The 14673-nt window shown below is 60.6% G+C and carries 18 protein-coding genes; 12 read left to right on the forward strand and 6 right to left on the reverse strand.

Features of this window, described 5'->3' with window-relative positions; genetic code table 11:
- Positions 1 to 97: 97 nt before the first annotated feature.
- From AC1DWQ_RS11325 to AC1DWQ_RS11365, 9 genes are all read left to right on the forward strand, one after another.
- Positions 98 to 979 carry an ABC transporter permease gene (locus tag AC1DWQ_RS11325; RefSeq protein ID WP_477669737.1) on the forward strand — a complete coding sequence of 294 codons (882 nt, stop codon included), beginning with the start codon at positions 98 to 100 and terminating at the stop codon, positions 977 to 979.
- On the forward strand, positions 976 to 1689 hold the full coding sequence (locus AC1DWQ_RS11330) for a GntR family transcriptional regulator (RefSeq protein WP_477669738.1): 714 nt from the start codon (positions 976 to 978) through the stop codon (positions 1687 to 1689). The genes AC1DWQ_RS11325 and AC1DWQ_RS11330 overlap by 4 nt, the downstream gene beginning before the upstream one ends.
- A 20-nt stretch (positions 1690 to 1709) precedes the next feature.
- Positions 1710 to 2462, forward strand: coding sequence for an aspartate/glutamate racemase family protein (locus AC1DWQ_RS11335; RefSeq protein WP_477669739.1), 753 nt, complete (start codon positions 1710 to 1712; stop codon positions 2460 to 2462).
- 267 nt (positions 2463 to 2729) lie between these two features.
- Positions 2730 to 3590 (forward strand): 3',5'-nucleoside bisphosphate phosphatase, encoded by an 861-nt coding sequence (locus AC1DWQ_RS11340; RefSeq protein ID WP_477669740.1) that lies wholly within the window; start codon positions 2730 to 2732, stop codon positions 3588 to 3590.
- On the forward strand, positions 3590 to 4495 hold the full coding sequence (locus AC1DWQ_RS11345) for a DMT family transporter (protein WP_457279560.1): 906 nt from the start codon (positions 3590 to 3592) through the stop codon (positions 4493 to 4495). The genes AC1DWQ_RS11340 and AC1DWQ_RS11345 overlap by 1 nt, the downstream gene beginning before the upstream one ends.
- A gap of 24 nt (positions 4496 to 4519) precedes the next feature.
- Positions 4520 to 5155 carry an L-threonylcarbamoyladenylate synthase gene (locus AC1DWQ_RS11350; protein WP_477669741.1) on the forward strand — a complete coding sequence of 212 codons (636 nt, stop codon included), beginning with the start codon at positions 4520 to 4522 and terminating at the stop codon, positions 5153 to 5155.
- A gap of 122 nt (positions 5156 to 5277) precedes the next feature.
- Positions 5278 to 5952 (forward strand): site-2 protease family protein, encoded by a 675-nt coding sequence (locus AC1DWQ_RS11355; RefSeq protein ID WP_477669742.1) that lies wholly within the window; start codon positions 5278 to 5280, stop codon positions 5950 to 5952.
- A complete protein-coding gene (locus AC1DWQ_RS11360) occupies positions 5949 to 7259 on the forward strand; it encodes a tryptophan--tRNA ligase (protein ID WP_477669743.1) in 1311 nt (436 codons plus the stop codon). The genes AC1DWQ_RS11355 and AC1DWQ_RS11360 overlap by 4 nt, the downstream gene beginning before the upstream one ends.
- 211 nt (positions 7260 to 7470) lie before the next feature.
- Positions 7471 to 8055: a response regulator transcription factor gene (locus AC1DWQ_RS11365; protein ID WP_457279564.1), complete on the forward strand. Its 585-nt coding sequence runs from the start codon at positions 7471 to 7473 to the stop codon at positions 8053 to 8055.
- 25 nt (positions 8056 to 8080) lie between these two features.
- On the opposite strand, the gene AC1DWQ_RS11370 is transcribed toward AC1DWQ_RS11365, so the two are convergent.
- Positions 8081 to 9451: a sensor histidine kinase gene (locus tag AC1DWQ_RS11370; protein WP_477669744.1), complete on the reverse strand. Its 1371-nt coding sequence runs from the start codon at positions 9449 to 9451 to the stop codon at positions 8081 to 8083.
- Positions 9452 to 9533: 82 nt separating this feature from the next.
- Entirely contained in the window at positions 9534 to 10394 is an 861-nt protein-coding gene (locus tag AC1DWQ_RS11375) for an XRE family transcriptional regulator (protein ID WP_477669745.1), read from the reverse strand.
- Positions 10395 to 10537: 143 nt separating this feature from the next.
- Here AC1DWQ_RS11375 and AC1DWQ_RS11380 point away from each other — a divergent pair, with 143 nt between their 5' ends.
- The 3 genes from AC1DWQ_RS11380 to AC1DWQ_RS11390 all read left to right on the forward strand — a co-directional run bounded on the left by AC1DWQ_RS11380 (position 10538) and on the right by AC1DWQ_RS11390 (position 12178).
- Positions 10538 to 10906: a helix-turn-helix domain-containing protein gene (locus AC1DWQ_RS11380; RefSeq protein ID WP_457279567.1), complete on the forward strand. Its 369-nt coding sequence runs from the start codon at positions 10538 to 10540 to the stop codon at positions 10904 to 10906.
- A gap of 37 nt (positions 10907 to 10943) precedes the next feature.
- The gene (locus AC1DWQ_RS11385; protein ID WP_477669746.1) at positions 10944 to 11582 is read left to right on the forward strand and encodes a hypothetical protein; all 639 of its coding nucleotides are present in this window, start codon (positions 10944 to 10946) and stop codon (positions 11580 to 11582) included.
- A 401-nt stretch (positions 11583 to 11983) separates the two neighbouring features.
- Positions 11984 to 12178, forward strand: a complete 195-nt coding sequence (locus tag AC1DWQ_RS11390; protein WP_477669747.1) for a DUF3606 domain-containing protein — start codon at positions 11984 to 11986, stop codon at positions 12176 to 12178.
- 471 nt (positions 12179 to 12649) lie between these two features.
- On the opposite strand, the gene AC1DWQ_RS11395 is transcribed toward AC1DWQ_RS11390, so the two are convergent.
- From AC1DWQ_RS11395 to AC1DWQ_RS11410, 4 genes are all read right to left on the reverse strand, one after another.
- Positions 12650 to 13075: a hypothetical protein gene (locus AC1DWQ_RS11395; RefSeq protein ID WP_477669748.1), complete on the reverse strand. Its 426-nt coding sequence runs from the start codon at positions 13073 to 13075 to the stop codon at positions 12650 to 12652.
- Positions 13076 to 13179: 104 nt separating this feature from the next.
- Positions 13180 to 13647 carry a hypothetical protein gene (locus AC1DWQ_RS11400; protein WP_477669749.1) on the reverse strand — a complete coding sequence of 156 codons (468 nt, stop codon included), beginning with the start codon at positions 13645 to 13647 and terminating at the stop codon, positions 13180 to 13182.
- A gap of 59 nt (positions 13648 to 13706) precedes the next feature.
- Positions 13707 to 13991 carry a hypothetical protein gene (locus tag AC1DWQ_RS11405; protein ID WP_477669750.1) on the reverse strand — a complete coding sequence of 95 codons (285 nt, stop codon included), beginning with the start codon at positions 13989 to 13991 and terminating at the stop codon, positions 13707 to 13709.
- Positions 13992 to 14389: 398 nt separating this feature from the next.
- Positions 14390 to 14662 carry a YHYH domain-containing protein gene (locus AC1DWQ_RS11410; protein WP_477669751.1) on the reverse strand — a complete coding sequence of 91 codons (273 nt, stop codon included), beginning with the start codon at positions 14660 to 14662 and terminating at the stop codon, positions 14390 to 14392.
- Positions 14663 to 14673: the final 11 nt, after the last annotated feature.

The following is a 14673-nucleotide window of genomic DNA, read 5'->3' on the forward strand; positions in this document are numbered from 1 at the left end:
CCACGCTTGTCACTTCGTGTACTGCGCTGCCCCCCGAGGGGGCTGGCCTTGCTTGGGGCGGCCCGGCGCTGCGGCCCCTTCTGCGAAGGTTCTAACTATGTCCGAAAAACGCTCCGCCGGCTTCTGGTTCCTGGCCGCATTCTTTGCGCTGTTTGTGCTGTTCCTGTATGGCCCGATGTTTGTCATCGTGGTGCTGAGTTTTCAGGGGCCTGAAGGCGGGCTGACGTTTCCGCTGCGCGGCGTGTCGCTGCACTGGTTTTACAAGCTGGCCGAAGGGCTGGGCGTGGTCGACATCGGCGCGGCGCTCAAGCGCTCGCTGGGCCTGGGCCTGGCCGTGATGGCTTTCACGGTGCTGCTGTCGGTGCTGGCCGGCCTGGCTTTTCGCAAGAAACTTGCGGGCGGCAACACGCTGTTTTTTGTGGTGGTGGCCAGCCTGATCATGCCGTCGATCATCGTGTCACTGGGTATTGGCCTGGAGTTCCGCCTGCTCGACACCGGCGTCAAGAAAGCACTGGAGGCTTTCGGCATGGCCGATGCGCTGGAGGGCTACGGCACATCGCTGGGGCTCTTCACCTCGGCGCTGGGTGCGCACCTGACCTGGACGCTGCCCTTTGGCCTTTTGATCATGTTCGCGATTTTCAACCGCTTCAACCCGGCTTACGAAGAAGCCGCGCGCGACCTGGGCGCCACGCCGTGGCAGGGCTTCCGGCATGTGGTGATGCCGCTGATCGCGCCGTCGGTGGTGGGCATCGGCATGTTTGGTTTTACCCTGAGCTGGGACGAAATCGCCCGCACCTCGCAGGCTATCGGCGACGTAAACACCCTGCCGCTGGAGCTGCAGGGGCTGACCACCACCGTCACCACGCCGTCCATTTATGCTCTGGGTACCGTCACCACTGTGGTGTCGTTGCTGGTCATGGCGCTGGCACTGGGCCTGGCCTGGTGGCTGGGCCGCCGGCAAAAGAAAGGCACCCGATGAGCGAGGCAACGCCCGTAACCCAGGCAACCCCCCTGACCGACAGCGAGATGTATGAGCGCGTGATCTCGGCCATCCTGGACCACCGCCTGCCGCCGGGCACCAAGCTGGTCGAAGACAAACTGGCCGGCGCCTTTGGTGTGTCGCGCACGCGCATCCGCCCGGTGCTGGTGCGTCTGGCCAATGAGCAGGTCGTTACCCTCATTCCCAACCGCGGCGCCACCGTGGCCCAGCCCACCGAGCAGGAGGCGCGCGAAGTTTTTGAGGTGCGCCGGCTGATTGAACCCACGCTGGTGGAGCTCTTCATTGCGAAGGCGAGCGAGGCCGACATGCAACAGCTCAAACGCTGCATTGACGACGAAGAGGCCGCGCGCCTGGCCGGCGACATGCACCGCGCGATCCGCCTGTCGGGCGACTTTCACCTGCAGATCGCCGAACGCGCGGGCCACCAGACGCTGGGCCGCATCCTGCGCGAGCTGACCTCGCGCACGTCGCTGATCCTGATGACCTACAGCACGTCCCACAAGGACAGCCGCGACGAAGCCGCCGCCTGCGGCTGCCGCGAGCACCGCAAGCTGCTGGACGCAATTCGCCTGCGCGACGTCCAGGAAGCCGCGCGCCACATGCGCGAACACCTGACGCGGCTGGAGTCGCAGCTGCAGTTCACGCCGCCGGCCGACGATGCGCCCGACCTGTCCACTCTGTTTGGCTGACCGAGGGTGAATTCCTAACCGTGCGCAGACTACTAGTCATTAACCCCAACACCTCGGCTTCGGTCAGTGCGCTGCTGCAGACCCACGTGCAAGCCGCCGCCGGGCTGCATGTGAACGTGCGCACCGCCACCGCGCGTTTCGGTGCACCTTATATCTCGGATGAAGCCAGCTACGCCGTTGCCTCCCACGCCACACTGGACGCCTGGGCCGCTGCGCTGGCCGGCACAGGTGAAACGGGTGGCGCACCTGAAACGCCTGATGCGGTGCTGATCGGCTGCTTTGGCGACCCTGGCCTGCTGGCGCTACGCGAAAGCAGCCCGGTGCCGGTGACCGGCCTGGCCGAGGCGGCCTTCATCGAGGCGGCGCGCCATGGACGCTTTGCCATCGTCACCGGGGGCGAGCGCTGGGGGCCAATGCTGCAGCGGCTGGCCCAGGCGCTGGGCCATGCGCCTTCGCTGGCCGGCATCCACACCGTTGCGCCGACCGGCGCGCAGCTGGCGGCCGACCCTGCCGCCGCGCGCACCCTGCTCGCCCAGGCCTGCCGCGACGCGGTGCGCCAGCTGGGCGCGCAGGCCGTCATTCTGGGCGGCGCGGGCCTGGCAGGCATGGCCGCGACCCTGCAACCCGGGGTGAGCGTGCCGCTGATCGACAGCGTGCTGGCCGGCGCCCACTGGGCCCTGCGCAGCCATGCACCGCCACCGCAGCGCAGCCAGCCAGGCTTTGATGTGCCGTGGGAGAAACTCTCGCCGGAACTCACTGCCTTGGGGCTTTAAGGCTGCAGCCCAACAGGAACAGGCGCAAGCAGCTATATATTTCATAGCAACCGGTCATTTCAAGCGTAGTGACGCATATCCGGCGAGGCAGAGAACGCTATTAAATTTATAGCTGATCGCGCTTGCCTATATTGGGCTGGCGGCCTGAAACATCTCAAAACCGCCTTCAGTGCAAGGGCATCGCGCACACGCGCAAAGCGAGCCTTCTGGGGTCAGGGAGATTGCAGCCGGCCTGCACCAATACCCTGCAAAGCCTAAAATGGCTCAGTGACTCCCAAAAACATCCTGAATGCCGACCTGCACTGCCACTCTGTGGTGTCAGACGGCACGCTGACACCGGAGGCACTGGCTGAACGGGCCAAGGCCAACGGGGTCGAACTCTGGGCCCTGACAGACCACGACGAAATAGGCGGCCAGCACCGCGCCGCCGCCGCTGCCAAAGCGCAGGGCATGCATTACCTCACCGGCACCGAGGTGTCCGTTACCTTCGCGGGGCAAACGGTCCACATCGTCGGACTGGGTTTCGACGCCGACGACCCTGCGATGCAGCAAGGCCTGCGCAATACGCGCGGCGGCCGCGAACAGCGCGCCATGGAGATGTCGGACTCGCTGGCCAAGGTCGGCATCATGGGCGCTTACGAAGGCGCGCTGAAGTTTGTCGGCAACCCCGAACTCATTTCACGCACGCACTTTGCCCGCTTCCTGGTGGAATCCGGCGTGTGCCGCGAAACACCTGAGGTCTTTCGCAAATACCTGACCGAAGGCAAGCCCGGCTATGTGCCGCACCGCTGGGCCAACCTGCGCGACGCCGTCACCTGGATCACCCAGGCCAAGGGCATTGCCGTGATTGCGCACCCGGGCCGCTACAAGTTCACCCCCAACGAGGAATACGCCTTGTTCACCGAGTTCAAGTCCCATGGCGGGCGTGGCGTGGAGGTTGTCACCGGCAGCCACACGCCGCAGGAATACCTCAAATACGCCGATACGGCCAAAGAGTTCGGCCTGGCCGCTTCGCGCGGCAGCGACTTCCACAGCCCCGACGAAAGCCACACCGACCTGGGTACCCTGCCATTCCTGCCGGGCGAACTGACACCGGTGTGGGAGCTGCTGGTGGACCGCATCCAGTGATGGCCGGCCCCGCGAGAAAAACCTCTCCTGCCCTGACCGGCATTGCGCTTCTGGTAGCCGCCATGGCCTGCTTCGCCGCGCTGGACACCACCACCAAACGGATATCCCTGAGCGTGCCCATCCTGATGGCGCTGTGGTTTCGCTATGCGTTCCAGGCCGTGGCCACGACCGTGGTGATGCTTCCTGCGCGCGGGCGAACGCTGTTTCGAACGGCGCATCCCAGGTTCCAGCTTTTACGCGGCGTACTGCTGCTGACCAGCAGCGGGTTGGCGTTTTTCAGCCTCAAATACATGCCCGTGGGCGAGTTCACGGCCATCATCATGATCACGCCGCTGGTCATCACCCTGCTGGCATCGCTACAGCTGGGTGAGCGCGTACCGGCGTTGCGCTGGGGGCTGGTCCTGGGAGGCTTTGCCGGTGCGCTGATCATCATCCGGCCGGGAAGCTCCGGCTTTGACTGGACGCTGCTGCTACCGCTGAGCCTGGTGGTGTCCAATGCCTGGTTCCAGATTTTGACCAGCCGCCTGGCCCGTACCGAAGACCCGGCAACCATGCACTTCTACACCGGCTGGGTGGGCACGCTCATCGCCTCGCTGGCCCTTCCCTTTGTCTGGACTTCGCTGGATTCCTGGGTGCTTTGGGCCTGCCTTTGCCTGATGGGCTTCCTCGGAGCCGTCGGGCACTTCATGATGATTCTTGCCTATGCGCGAACCACTGCATCAACCCTGACGCCGTTCCTTTACGCCCAAATCGGTTTTGCCATGCTGGGCGGATGGCTGATCTTTTCCCATGTTCCGGATCAGTGGTCGCTGCTCGGCATTGCCATGATTACCGTGTGTGGTGCCACTGGCGCCTGGCTTGCGGTACGCGAGAGCCGCATCATCATTGAACCCACCGAATCCTGAAACCCAAGCCGGCGACAAACCTGTATGTCACAGTTTTTTGAAGTTCACCCCGAGAACCCGCACACCCGCCTGCTCAAGCAGGCGGTGGCGCTGCTTGAACGCGGCGGCATTGTGGCCGTGCCAACCGACTCCAGCTATGCCCTGGTATGCCACCTCGACGACAAGGCCGCGGCCGACAGCCTGCGCCGTATTCGCGGCGTCGACGACAAGCACCACCTCACCCTGCTGTGCCGCGACCTGAGCGAGCTGGCGAACTACGCGCGGGTGGACAACAAACAATTCCGGCTGCTCAAGGCCGCCACGCCAGGGCCCTACACCTTCATCCTCGAAGCCAGCAAGGAAGTGCCGCGCCGCGTGAGCCACCCGTCGCGCAAGACCATCGGCCTGCGCGTGCCGGAGCACAAGGTTTTGCAGGCGCTGCTGGAGCTGCATGGCGCGCCGCTGCTGGCCACCACGCTGATTCCGCGGGACGGCACCGAGCCGCTGAACGATGCGCACGAGATCCGCGAGCTGCTGGAGCATGAGCTGGCCGCCGTGATCGACGCAGGCGCCTGCCACCAGGAGCCGACCACCGTGATCGACCTGACGGCCATGGGCGACGGCGGCGAGCCTGTCGTGGTGCGACAGGGCCGGGGCGAGCTGGCTGCATTAGGCCTTTAGCGAGCGGACTCCCCTTCAAGCAGGGGCCGCGGAACCGGCTTTGCCGGGCCGCAGGCGCAGCAGCCCCCTTCGGGGGGCAGGGAGCTACACGAAGTGAGCGACCGTGGGGGTCATAATTCGGCATGGATATCGCCAACCTGATTCAAACCGTCGCCATCTACGCGCTGCCAGTGCTCTTCGCCATTACCGTGCACGAAGCTGCGCATGGGTATGTGGCTCGCTATTTCGGTGACAACACCGCCTGGATGCTGGGCCGTGTCACGCTGAACCCCGTAAAGCACATCGACCCCCTCGGCACCATCGTCATGCCGCTGCTACTGTATTTCGCCACCTCAGGCACCTTTCTGTTCGGCTACGCAAAACCGGTACCCGTCAATTTCGGAAATTTGCGCAAACCCAAACGCGACATGATCTGGGTGGCACTTGCGGGCCCCGCCGCCAACTTCATACAGGTCGTACTTTGGGCCGTGTTGTATGCGGTGCTGATCAACGCCGGTGTCCAGGAGCCGTTTTTCCTGGTCATGTGCCAGGCTGGCGTACTGGTCAATCTCGTGATGTGGGCCTTCAATCTTTTTCCTTTGCCTCCGCTTGATGGCGGCCGCATCCTGGTGGGCCTGCTGCCGTGGAAGCAGGCTCAGTTTGTCGCCCGCCTCGAACCATGGGGGTTTTTCATCGTCATGGGGCTCGTTCTCCTTGGCATCGTCAGCGCTTACTGGCTCTGGCCACTGGTGGTGCTGGGATACAGCTTGCTGGATCTGATCAACCTCCCCATTTCATTGCCCCCAAGATTGTCATGAATACACCGTTCCCCACCCGTTTCCTCACCGGCATCACGACCACCGGTACGCCCCACCTGGGCAACTATGTCGGCTCGATCCGGCCGTCGGTTCAGGCCAGCTTTCGCGACGATGTCCGCAGCTTTTACTTCCTGGCCGACTACCACGCACTGATCAAATGCGATGAACCCGCGCGCATCCAGCAGTCCACACTCGAGATCGCGGCGAGCTGGCTGGCCGCCGGGCTGGACCCGGAGCGCGTGACGTTCTATCGCCAGTCCGACATCCCGGAAATCCCTGAACTCACCTGGCTGCTGACCTGCGTCACAGGCAAGGGCGTACTCAACCGTGCCCATGCCTACAAGGCCTCTGTCGACAAGAACGAGGCAGCCGGCAACGACCCTGATGCCGACGTCACCGCCGGCCTCTTCATGTACCCGGTGCTGATGGGCGCGGACATCCTGCTGTTCAAGACGCACAAGGTGCCGGTGGGGCGCGACCAGATCCAGCACATCGAAATGGCGCGCGACATGGCGCAGCGCTACAACCACCTGTACGGTGAGCACCTGGTGCTGCCCGAAGCGGTGATTGAAGAGTCCGTCGCGCTGCTGCCCGGACTGGACGGTCGCAAGATGAGCAAGAGCTACGACAACACGATTCCGCTTTTCACCCCACGCGAGCAGATGCGCAAGCTGATCGCCGGCATCCTCACCGATTCACGCGCACCGGGCGAACCCAAGGAAGTCGAGGGCTCGGCGCTGTTCCAGATTTACCAGGCCTTTGCGAGCGCGGACGAAACCCAGGCCCTGCGCAAGGCCTATGCCGAAGGCATTGCCTGGGGCGATGCCAAACAGTTGCTGTTCGAGCGCATTGACCGTGAAGTAGTGCCCATGCGCGAGCGATACCACGACCTCATCAGCGACCCGGCAAAGATCGAGGCGACCTTGCAGGCGGGTGCGCAGAAGGCGCGCGCGGAGGCCACGCCTTTCATGGGCGAGTTGCGTCGCGCCGTTGGTTTGCGCAACCTCGCGATAAAGCCGGCTGGCACGTCGAAAGGGAAGTCAGTCAAAAGTGTTGCTCCGGCCTTCAAGCAATACCGTGAGAAGGACGGCCAGTTCTATTTCAAGCTGCAGGATGCCGACGCCAAGGTGCTGCTGCAGAGCCATGGCTTTGAATCTCCCCGGGAAGCCGCGCTGATAATTTCCACCCTGCAGAACGAAGGGACCGGTGCGCTTGCTGCACTGCAAGATAAGCTTCAAATCTTGCCCGGTATCGAGGCAGCCGAGGTCGAAACAGCGCTACGTTTTTTTGCACCTGTAACTCCCTGAGTTGCGGGATTAAGCAATTTGGGCCAGGGGCTTTGGCCGTGCGCGGTGGCCTTCGACAGAATCACATTGGTACGAAAGACTTATTCATTGTTGTTTTAGGGTATTACCACCCTGAAAAAATACCGCAATTTCAAGTTTATTAGTGCCCCAAAGTTGACATTCACCAGTTATGCTCGATAGCTGACAGGAACGATACTTCAGACGTGAACTAATGAGTATTTTTGTAATAGATGACCATCCGCTGATGCGCGAAGCGGTTGTCATGTTGATTCGCCGCCTTAGCAGCAAGGCCACTGTGACCGAGCTGGACCGGCTCGCCGCGGTAATGCCTGCCGTGCAGCAACACGGTGTCCCCGAACTCATCTGCCTCGACTTGAGGTTGCCTGACACCAATGGTGTTTCGGGCGTGCGTGAGCTCAAACACCAATTCCCCAACGTGCCCCTGGTGGTGCTGTCGGCCGCGCCGGCCCAGGACTACGAGGACCTGTCCATTGAGGCAGGTGCCGATGCCTACATCCAGAAGTCTGCGGGGGCCACCGAGATATCGAACGTCCTGCGCGTCTTCCTGAGTGAAGAACTCGACCCGGAGCCATCCACCCCAACGGAAAAACTGTCCAAGCGGCAAAAGCAGTTGCTGGTCATGCTCGACAAAGGCATGAGCAACCGCGACATCGCCGAAGAGCTGCAGATCAGCGAGCACACAGTGAAAGTGCATTTGTGGCGGCTGTTCCGGCGCCTGAATGTCAAGAGCCGCTCACAGGCCAGCCACCTGGCGCGCACCCAGGGCTTGCTCTAGCAAGACCGGGCAACACCGGGCCGGGTCACTGGCCTGGCGTGCGCAACTCCACCCAGAAGACACTGCCACGCCCGCTCCTGGAGGCAAGCCTCACAGGATGCCCAAGCGCCTCGCTCAGGCGCGAAACGATGGCCAGGCCCAACCCAAAGCCTTCTTCGGTACCCTGCAGGGGAATCCGGTAGAACTCCTGAAAGATCGCCTTCTGGTGTTCTTTCGCGATGCCCACACCGGTGTCCCATATCTCGATGCATGGCACTCCGCGCCGCCGGCGCACAGCCAGCAGCACACCGCCTCGATGCGTGTTGCGCAGCGCGTTCGACAGCAGGTTGCCGACCAGCCGCTGAAGCAGCACTGGGTCAGACCTTACCTGTCCCACTGCAGGGCGAATCCTGAGGCGCAGGTTGCGCTCCCGCGCGAAGGGTGCGTATTGCGCCTCCAGATCCTGCACCAGCCCCGCCAGGTCTACGGCCTGCAGGTTGACCCGCAGCGGACTGGACTCCAGCCCCGCCAGGTCGAAGAGGGAGTTGAACAGGTCGTTGACCGCCTTGGTGGACCGGACGATCTTGGGCGCTATCTGCGCCACGAATTCTGGCTCGGCAGCCAGCCAGCCGGCGTACAGGTCCAGGGCATGCACCGGCTGACGCAGGTCATGCGCGGCGCTGGCGATAAAACGGTTCTTGATCTCGATGGCCTCAAGGGCGGCACGGCTTTTTTCAGTCAACGATCTGATCAGTTCGGAGTTGTCGTACTGCAGTTCGAGGTTGGCACGCTGCACCTGGTGAAAGCGCTGGCCCGACACGCGAATGACCACCCAGTAAATGACGATCAGCACCACCATGCCCCAGGTATTGAACGTGGAAGAAATTCCTCTTTCCAGCATCAGCTGGTAGAAAAATACCGTCAGGGTGGAAATGCCCAGGCCGTTCACATAGCCTTTGAAGCAGGGAAGCCAGGAGGAAAAGGTGCCCACCGCAAACCCGGCCATTCCGACCAGGACGATCATGCCGAGGAACTGGTCATACACGGGCGCTTTGAGGAAGTACACAAACATCGACGCACCCCAGACCATGGCACTCATGGGCCACGTCCACGTGTAGCGCGCCATGAATGCGCGCAACGCAGGGCCGCTGACGCCCAGCAGCGAACGCTGGTAAATGCCGATGACGCGATACCGCACCAGGGTCACCAGCGTCGCCGCCGTTGCCCAGATGCCCAGACTGAGCAGGTCTACATGGCGGTAGAGAATCACCACCATGGACACGATCAGGACCAGTGCAGAATGCAGGGCCGGGCGGGCATACCGCATGAAGATGTGGATCAACCGCATTTCCACCCAATCCTCGCGCGAGATATCTGGCGCGCCCTGGATAGGCCGGATCGCTGTGGGGTGGTCCATGGAATGCGAGTTTACGTTGCATCCGGGGCCGCAATGCCATCCGCGGCGCACGCCTGTTGCGTTGCGGTCTAGGGACTTACGCTCAGTTAAAAGTCACGCCGGCCCAGCGCACGCGGCCAAGCACGGCAAAATCCCGGTCTGTACTTTCGTAGCCCTGGATGTCAAACGGTTCATACGCCGGGTTGTAGCTGCTGACGCGCAATATCTTGCCGGGCAGGCGCTGCAGTTTTTTGACCAGCAAGGCGCCGTCAAGCCGTACCATGTGCACGCCCTCCGTCAGGGCATCGCGATCCCGCAAGTCAGTCAGCACTGCGTCCCTGGAATGCAGCCACGGCTCCATCGAGGCGCCCGCCACCGTGGACATGACAATGTCGTTATGGTCAATGCCCAGGTCATACCGGATGAACTGCACATCAAAGGGTCGCATCGCCACGACCGACCCAAGGTCGTTGAATACATCCCGGCCCGGCGAAGCGCGGAGGTCAAACAGGGGCGCATAGACAAACGTGCCGGTCTCGACCGCGCGCACGTCGCGCGCCACTGCCGCAGCAGCCCGGGTTTCGTCTGGAGCTTCCCGGCCCAGTAGTTGCCCAGGCGTCAACCGGTATTCCCTGGCGAGTACTTCCAGCTCGAACGCATCCGGCAGGCTGTCGCCACGCTCTATGTTCCAGATGGTGTTGCGGTGAACCCCGACCGTGGCCGCAACCTCATTGATTTCCCTTGTACCCCGGGCCATGCGGCAGCGCTGGCCAAACTGGCGCATGAAAACCGACCTGGCTTCGGTTCGCACAGACCTGGCACCCGCCTTGTCGACGGCTGCTGCGGCCTCATGCAGGTACCACGCAATGGGCTCTTCCGCCTTGACCGGCGTTACGGCGGTAAAGGAATAGTGCTGGAGCTTGCCAGATCCCCCCGCCCCTGATGCTGCTTCTTTTGTGTTCATGAACACTATTTTGTTCCCCCCAGCACAAAATGAGCAAACATAACACTCATTTAATTGGTAAAAAATACAATAAAAGTAGCACAAATTGAAACAGGCAGAAAAAAATGTTTGACTTGGCCTGTTTTGTGCTCAAAATATTAGATATGAGCACAATTAAATCGACACCCGCACAGGAAGATATGCACCCCGCCGATGTCATTGCTGCCCTCCGCAAACGCGGTACCAGTCTTCGAAAAATTGCCATGGAAAACGGTTACAGCCACATACAACGCGTGCTGACCAGCCCCTGGCTGGCGGCCGAGCAGCTCGTGGCACGCGCCCTCGACAAAAGGCCCGAGGATCTCTGGCCGTCGCGTTACCTCAATCCCGCCAGCCGGGCGCTGGCCTTTCAGCAGACGCGCAAGATCACGGTCACCATGCCGCATCAGCGCAATCAGGCCCAGCGCAAACTGGCACACGAGCTGACCGCCAACAACGCCCTCACGGATGGGCCTCCGTACTCCCAACCGTAAACGTCGTCAGAGCGCCTGAGCGAGATCGCGACCAATCATGGGCGACCTTATCACCCACGATGTACGTGCCCTGTGGTTGCGGTTGCGCGCCACCGGCGGCTGGTGGACGCTGGCCTCGCTTCACCCTCACTGGAAACCCACGTATGAACCCAACGATGTCCAGCAAGCCATGGACATGCTGGAAGCAGGCGGCTTTGTGGAAAGCCGTCACCAGACGAGCCGGCTGAGCTACGGCGTCACCCCCAATTGCCAAATTCCGCCCGGACTTGAGCCTGTCAACGACCAGGAGCCCGCCAACCAAGCGGTGGCGAAATGGTCCGATTGGCCCATTCGCCGATGGGTTGACTGGCAGGCAGCCAGAAATGAATTCATCGAAAGACGGACGGCCGGCGTCGTGCTATGGCGGCCACCTCCACACCGACACGACATCCAGTCAACCCGATTACAAAGGAATCACATGCTGCTATCCAGCACCGGAATCAAGTTACGCGTTCATCTACGTACCCACGACGGTGAAAACGTCTTCGTAGAACTCGAAAACGAAGACATCGAGAAAGCGGCAATGGCCAAAGCCAGCGTGACCGAAGCCGAAGTTCATCCCATCAGGATGATGTGCGTTGAATTCGTGCAGGCGATGACCAGCCCACTAAACAGCGGTGACCGCCTGAAAGCGTAACCGTAGCCCGGAAAGCCTTCCATCCTTCGCCGGTGCTGTCCTGAGGGAGCGGCCACCGGCGCCGCTGCGGCAGCCGCCTTCCTGGGCGCAGCGGCAGTGCCAGTGACCAGCACTGCGCATCCGTGCCGCCGGCGTGAGCAGCAGCAAACCCAAAATCCACAGCAGCATGAGCGCATGGAACGGTTTCATGGCATCGGCCTTGTCACATATCGTGACATGTGTTCCTGCAAACATCTCCTCTAATTGAAGGATGTGATATTCATCGAAATATAGGAAAGTGCACAGGTAAAGCGTGGTCGGTGCAATATGGCATGATTTTTTGCACCAATTACTTACGACAAGTCCGCACTGCCACGCTTCAGTAGGGCTCCATGAAATGTCCCATTTGAAGGGGGTACATCATGTCACAAAAATTTCCTGACGCAGACAGCACGACCAACCGCATCAGCCTGACTAATCCGCGCGTCGTGGAGTCGTGGTGCTCCGAGTTGAAATGCACAGAGTATGAATTGCGTGTGGCGGTCTATGCGGTAGGCAGCGAACCCGACGAGATCCGCAGTTATTTTCATCGCAGCAGAGACACCTGCCAGCAATGATTGCGAGCTGAGGCATAGCCGTCAGTATCGGGAGCCGTCCCAGGCTTCAGCCAGCTGGTCAGGTATCCCGGTCTTCATTCTGCGAAACGCAAGGCGATGCTCAACATCTTCGCACCACCGCTGAAATGCCTCGGGAGTCGGCGCAGGTCCAACTCCCTTTTGAAAGGCCGCCATCTTTTGCATAAACGCCATACAACGCCGCGTGCGCTCGAGCTCTTCATGCTGCTCAACTCTTACAGCGGCGCGTAGCGTTTCCATCATTCTGGAGTTAGCCATACGCCCTCCTGGGCAGTTAAGAAAGCGGATCAATACCTCTCCTGGCTCTCTGAGCCCCGCCGAATACCGAGAGAGTATTGAATTTACGACATAAACCAGTCCAAGTATTTATCCGCACCCCAGTGGGTCAGATCTGGACGGAATTCAACAGCTAGGCGTCAGCCTAAGAGTAAAAGCGTGCCCTACACACCTGGGCTATGGATAGACTTTGACGCTCGGCTTGCGGGCGTGCTTACTGCTGGGATCGTCGTCTTCTCTCCAAAGCTCCATCCGCTCTCCGTAGAACCTCAATCGCCAATTTGCAATCTGGTCACTACTCGAAAGCTTTCCCTTCAGTGGAATGATCACTTCTTGAGGCTTTCCCGTTGCTATCCAGGTCACAACCATCTGCTCTGGAATTGGCATTGGTGCATTCCAAAGACTTCCGCTGCCCGGCACTGAAACTCCCGAGAACGGCACCACCACTTTTCCATAAGTAATTTTGAGATCGTCAATCGGAGTTTCATATACCCGAAACGATAGGCCGTGCTCGACAAAGCCGCGGTGTGCACAGGCGGCAACAAGCAGTACCGCCAGGAGAGCAGTGAACAAGATGACGATGCGTTTGACGATGAATTTCATCATTGGAGTTTAGCCATGGGGTCTTCATGATGATTGACGTGCTCAGCCCAACAGAGGCGGATTTCTTTCGCGGCTTATTCCTCAGAGACCACAGAAATGAGGGGTTAGCCACCGACACTTGCCGGCTGCGCCGGTACGCAACAGAGCGGCGGTTTCGCGGGGCTGGGACTAGGTTGATTTTCCCATGTCAAATATATTGCGACGAAAACCGCGGCTTGCGCAAAGAGATGAAACGCTATTACCCCGCAGACAGGCGCTGATTTAACTGTGATGCCCTGCTTTGGTTCGTCCTGCTCGCCAGCCACAGAATTCAAGAGCTTTGCGAATTGCTCACACTCCCGCTGAGTGAGTTGGAGTACCCAAAGATTGGATAAGGAGAACACAAGATAGCTCCCTCCAATAACGAGAAACATTTCTGGTGCCCACGACACCTTATCTTTTCCAATCGTGTACCCAAGCACTGCGAGGCTCACTGCGGAAAAGTACGTCCATAACTTGTGGGCTGAGTCGGTGTGCTTGCTATACAAATCGTAGGCTTCTTTAAGGCCGAGTTTTGTAGGAACTGTGGTCATATGCATGCTCCACGCAGATAGACTGAGGCGAAGCTCCGCGGTCGTTCGTACTTAAGGGTTCACCGGCAGACGTATTGGCCAGAGCTCGTGTAGCCACAGTGTTGCTGCGGGCGGATGGGCGCTGGTGCCGGCGCATAGTTGGGCTGCACTGTGCCGGCCTGGCCAGTGTAGGGATTCGTGTTGCCCTTAGTGCTGTAATTGTCAAGGTTCGTGCTATTCGGCGCGGTGCGAACGTGCCCCTCAACATAGGTGCCGTTCTTAGTGACGTGCGGTTGAACGTAGGTTTGAGCAAAGGCAGTGCCCACTGCAATGGTGGCCACGATAAAAACAATAGCTGATTTCATGTTGTCCCCTTAGAAGTCCCACGGGCCGCGTGGGCGCGGTATCCAACACCAAGCTATTCAGTCGGGGCCCTTTGAGGCGCCGGCGATCCCGAACCAATGCCAACAGGAGCGACCCAGGGTGTTCCCACGGGCGCAGCGTCATTCTTGAGCGAACGTATGGCATCTAGTAATGCTGCTGCATCTTTGATACTCCTAGCTCGGTCGGCGCTGATCTGCAAGCATCGCGAAAACACGTACGGAATGACCGCCAGAGCAATTGCCAGCGCCGCGGCAGCAGCCTCTTGTGGAGCGCTCTGCGCACCACTAAAGCCAAAGATCAAGACAAGAAGCCCGAAGCAGGCACTGATTAAAGTAATGATGTAGCTAATCTGAACCATGGATTCCTCGCTTCGTTGACTTCAACAGCCGGTGTAGTTCTTCCGGCCGCTCTTGGTAATCGTGTACGTCCCACCGCGCGGGCCGACATAGCAGGTAGGTCCACCGCCCTTCGCTGAGGCTACTGGAGCTGCGGCCGGAGCCGTCGGAGCCGCCGCAGCCGTTTTCTTGCCACCGTGACAGTGATGGCCACCGGTCTTGCGGTTCGTGTGGCAGCCCTGCGCATCCGTACCACCCGGGTGAGCGATAGCCAACTCGCATGCCAGTAGCAGCGCGGGGACACAGAACGATTTCATGATGTTCCTTC

The organism is Polaromonas sp. P2_G11 (assembly GCF_056403595.1).

Excerpts from the sequence above, each read along its gene's own strand:
- AC1DWQ_RS11325 (WP_477669737.1), top strand. The coding sequence starts at position 98 with ATGTCCGAAAAACGCTCCGCCGGCTTCTGGTTCCTGGCCGCATTCTTT.
- AC1DWQ_RS11330 (WP_477669738.1), top strand. The coding sequence starts at position 976 with ATGAGCGAGGCAACGCCCGTAACCCAGGCAACCCCCCTGACCGACAGC.
- AC1DWQ_RS11345 (WP_457279560.1), top strand. The coding sequence starts at position 3,590 with ATGGCCGGCCCCGCGAGAAAAACCTCTCCTGCCCTGACCGGCATTGCG.
- AC1DWQ_RS11350 (WP_477669741.1), top strand. The coding sequence starts at position 4,520 with ATGTCACAGTTTTTTGAAGTTCACCCCGAGAACCCGCACACCCGCCTG.
- AC1DWQ_RS11355 (WP_477669742.1), top strand. The coding sequence starts at position 5,278 with ATGGATATCGCCAACCTGATTCAAACCGTCGCCATCTACGCGCTGCCA.
- AC1DWQ_RS11360 (WP_477669743.1), top strand. The coding sequence starts at position 5,949 with ATGAATACACCGTTCCCCACCCGTTTCCTCACCGGCATCACGACCACC.
- AC1DWQ_RS11365 (WP_457279564.1), top strand. The coding sequence starts at position 7,471 with ATGAGTATTTTTGTAATAGATGACCATCCGCTGATGCGCGAAGCGGTT.
- AC1DWQ_RS11370 (WP_477669744.1), bottom strand. The coding sequence starts at position 9,451 with ATGGACCACCCCACAGCGATCCGGCCTATCCAGGGCGCGCCAGATATC.
- AC1DWQ_RS11375 (WP_477669745.1), bottom strand. The coding sequence starts at position 10,394 with ATGAACACAAAAGAAGCAGCATCAGGGGCGGGGGGATCTGGCAAGCTC.
- AC1DWQ_RS11380 (WP_457279567.1), top strand. The coding sequence starts at position 10,538 with ATGAGCACAATTAAATCGACACCCGCACAGGAAGATATGCACCCCGCC.
- AC1DWQ_RS11385 (WP_477669746.1), top strand. The coding sequence starts at position 10,944 with ATGGGCGACCTTATCACCCACGATGTACGTGCCCTGTGGTTGCGGTTG.
- AC1DWQ_RS11390 (WP_477669747.1), top strand. The coding sequence starts at position 11,984 with ATGTCACAAAAATTTCCTGACGCAGACAGCACGACCAACCGCATCAGC.
- AC1DWQ_RS11395 (WP_477669748.1), bottom strand. The coding sequence starts at position 13,075 with ATGAAATTCATCGTCAAACGCATCGTCATCTTGTTCACTGCTCTCCTG.
- AC1DWQ_RS11400 (WP_477669749.1), bottom strand. The coding sequence starts at position 13,647 with ATGACCACAGTTCCTACAAAACTCGGCCTTAAAGAAGCCTACGATTTG.
- AC1DWQ_RS11405 (WP_477669750.1), bottom strand. The coding sequence starts at position 13,991 with ATGAAATCAGCTATTGTTTTTATCGTGGCCACCATTGCAGTGGGCACT.
- AC1DWQ_RS11410 (WP_477669751.1), bottom strand. The coding sequence starts at position 14,662 with ATGAAATCGTTCTGTGTCCCCGCGCTGCTACTGGCATGCGAGTTGGCT.